Consider the following 3,279-nt stretch of genomic DNA (forward strand, 5'->3'; position numbering starts at 1 on the left):
TCTTCTTGATATTCCACGTCATTAGCCCATCCCACAACGCGGGTAACAATAGGATCAATACAAAGGGCAACCACACCATCAGCAAGGCAAATCGAGTGAGCACTTGGTACAACACATCAAAGAATGCCTGAATTCGGTCTTCCACCCACACAAACCAAAACCCCCCCATGCTCTCCATCCCTTTAGAACGAAGTCGCTGCTCTTCAGTGGGAATAAAAAAATCACGCATAGATTGCTCCATCTGAGTATCCACAATCCATGAGCGATACCAGTGATGGCTTGTTTGTCCTATCCAGTGACTGATCTCAGCACCCAATTGATTTTGGATCATCTGCTTCTCTTTATTGATCACCCTCCCTGTCCAATCCCCTGGCACCAGTACACTAATGATAATAATTTCAAGCATTAACGCCAAACACAGCAACCAAACCGATTTATGTTTGCTCATGCTATGCACCCATATCAATGCCCGCCAGCATGACTGCTACGGTCGGAGTCATAATTCGCGCTTTAATCACTTGTTGTAGTCGCTTTGTTGTACTGTGACCACAGACGTAGCGCACATCGATGCGGCCTTCAGCCAAATACACCATCCTATTCGGTCGATTACGGATCCAGGTGTAAAAATACACGCCATCCACCGCGGCCCACTCAAAATGGTCTGGATCGCTTAGGCGAATCCCCGTTAAAGCACTGGCGGCAGTCCAAGTCATCGCCTCAATAAAATGCCAAAGGCGAACAGTGTCATCGTCACTACAGACTTCTTCATAGCTGCCTAAGCCATTACAAAGACACAAATCAAAGATAGAATGTCCATCTAAGGTCAACGCATCCGTTAAATAGTCCGCCAAGCAATGCACAGCAGCCAACGCATGAGGCCAATCGATTTCAAGCAATCTAAACCTTTCCTTGCTCTGCGGGTAATGCTGCAACCATTGCGCTAGCATTTCTTTGCTGGTGAGAGTTGTCATTTTCAGACAAACAGAATGATGCATACCGACTCCTTACGTTGCCTGTGATGAGTAAGTTAGAATAGGAATACGCCCTTTAATGACGCGGCCACCAGAAAGTTTGGCGATGTACTCAAGATTAGGCAGTTGACCTAACAACTGCGGCGGAAACATATCGCCTTCCTCTTCCATCAAGCGCTCGCCATGGTTGCCGGTGAATAAAGCTGGACTATCAGAATTGGACGACATCCCTTGGGTTTGCATGATGTATTGCAACCGGGTTTTGGGCAAATTGTCAGTGATGTATTGCTGGGTTTCTGCGTCCATCACCCGAAGTGCAATCAGGTTGTTGATATTACCTAATACTTGGCGCGCCTTAGCTTCGCTGCCAGTTCTGGCGGAAAAATCCGCAAAGGTCTGAGTGGCAATCACGCAGCGCATCTTTGCGCCACGGCCTTTGTTGAGCAGTTGAATGAAGGGATCGTTGACCACTTCAGCGGCCTCATCGATAAAAATATTCACGGGGCGATTTTCGACACCATAGTTGTATCTATCACCGGCCACGGCTGTCAGATCAGATAACAACAACGAACCAATCGCACTACCAACCATGGCATCCGTCAGTGAATCCAAACCGATATACGCCACTTGGGCATTGTTGATAATGCGTCCAGAATCCGTAATTAAGCGATTGTCATCAACATCGTTAGCAATAGGTGAAAGTAATGGGCCTAGCTCGCTTGATGTGAGCATATTGAGTACCGGCATCAGTGAGGCCACCATTTTGGAATAGTGGGTTCTGTCATGCTCAAACATGCTCAAAAGTCCCTCTAAATCGGTATTGGCGGCAACGGGCTGAATGCGTTCGTAGTAGAAAAGCAGCATCGTCATGGCTTGCTTGGCTAAGGTATTGGCTTTCTCGGTAAAACGCTTAATCTCAACGCTGAAATTGGGGTACACTTGCTCCCCCCAAGCGGTGACCGCTTTTACTAGTAGTCCATCTGGACCACCTTCTAGAAATCTTCTTAGGGTTTTCAGATCGGGACGCTGGGATGTGAGCAACAGCCCTTGCACAATATTGTTCAGTGCCATCTGACCAAATGCTTTGAACGGATCGGCTCCAGTTTCCGAGGGAATTAATGCCGCAATACGGCTGGCAATTTCAGTGCCGCGGTTAAAGTTTTTCAGGGGATTAAGCCGTACAGAGTGTTCAGGAAAGCCTGGATGAAAATACACAAAACGATCTGGATTGCCAGAAGCAACACAGGCACGCTGCGCATTGTTCTTGAGTTCTTTGTCACCCTTGGGGTCAATAATAATCACAGCTTCATTACGCAAAATCGCCTGAGTGATCATCGCATCAAAGCAGCGGGTTTTTCCAGCACCGGTCGTGCCAACAATCAAGGTGTGTCCCTCTGTGTGTCCAAGCGGTTGGTACACATCTTCTTCTCTGGGTTCGACACCATGGATCCAGGTCGAACCCATTTGCTTGCCATGGGCTTGGTTAAGCAAGGTTTGCTTATCACGCTTTAAAATTTCATAAGCGCGTTGAGCGTGGCGTTGGTCCCACTCAAAACCATAACCTAACCACAGTTCTTCAGCATGTTTTGCCATCACTTTCTGTAAATGACACAGGTCCATAAAAGTTAATGGTTTACCTTTAAGTCCCTTCTGTAATTTATAAAGACGATAGGCCTCAGGCAGGCGGTATATCGCCATACCAGAAGAAATCCCCATCATCCACCAAAATGGCTCTGGAGGTAACTCAGTCAGCATTTCTGCGGCGATTGCTCCAACAGCCCCCAACAACCAGCCTGCTGCTGCCATTGCCTCATAATTTGTGCGCCAAGGCATTTTGTATGCACTCTCTTTCATATTCTCTCCGCAAAATAGCCGTTAGCAATCCACTGAACTTCTATGGGGATAACCTGTCAACGTGAGATGTAAACACAACGGTTTCACCCTCATCGAACTGGCATTGGTCACTGACCGAAATCCCCCGAAGCAGTTGTCCGGCTGGAATGCCATGCTCCTTGGCGACTTGGCGTAAGGTTTGAATCGTGACGCGAATACCATCGACACAATGTTCCACATCTGGGTAATTGCCATCGGTCAGTAAGATGGGCAAATCTTTCACAAAGTTAACCATCAGTTGCCGTTGAGCCTGTTTTGTGTCTCTACTTGAGTTCGCATTGGCCGCAATCGGCTTTTGCTTACGCTCCGCTCTTGTGGCGGGCTCTTTTGCTTGGGCATTGGTTGTCTCAGTTCGACTCGGACGCTGTGAAGCCTCTTTGTTCTGAATTGCTGCCGCCGGTTCTGTGTCTTGTTT

The 3,279-nt window shown here is 47.8% G+C and carries 3 protein-coding genes and 1 pseudogene; all 4 read right to left on the minus strand.

The window, feature by feature from the left end; translation table 11 throughout:
• Window positions 1–448 (minus strand): DUF4400 domain-containing protein (locus ACRCZA_RS14495; protein ID WP_438675111.1); only part of this gene is annotated, 448 nt, incomplete at its 3' end.
• Between the two features lies 1 nt (window position 449).
• Complete coding sequence (locus tag ACRCZA_RS14500) at window positions 450–995, minus strand: conjugative transfer protein (RefSeq protein WP_438675112.1); 546 nt, start codon at window positions 993–995, stop codon at window positions 450–452.
• Window positions 996–1,004: 9 nt separating this feature from the next.
• Window positions 1,005–2,825: a conjugative transfer system coupling protein TraD gene (traD, locus tag ACRCZA_RS14505; RefSeq protein WP_438675113.1), complete on the minus strand. Its 1,821-nt coding sequence runs from the start codon at window positions 2,823–2,825 to the stop codon at window positions 1,005–1,007.
• A gap of 40 nt (window positions 2,826–2,865) precedes the next feature.
• Window positions 2,866–3,279 (minus strand): annotated as a pseudogene (locus tag ACRCZA_RS14510) (MobH family relaxase); the annotation flags it as partial.

The organism is Shewanella sp. (genome assembly GCF_051658185.1).
Lineage (GTDB): Bacteria > Pseudomonadota > Gammaproteobacteria > Enterobacterales > Shewanellaceae > Shewanella.

Excerpts from the sequence above, each read along its gene's own strand:
- ACRCZA_RS14500 (WP_438675112.1), bottom strand. The coding sequence starts at position 995 with ATGCATCATTCTGTTTGTCTGAAAATGACAACTCTCACCAGCAAAGAA.
- traD (WP_438675113.1), bottom strand. The coding sequence starts at position 2,825 with ATGAAAGAGAGTGCATACAAAATGCCTTGGCGCACAAATTATGAGGCA.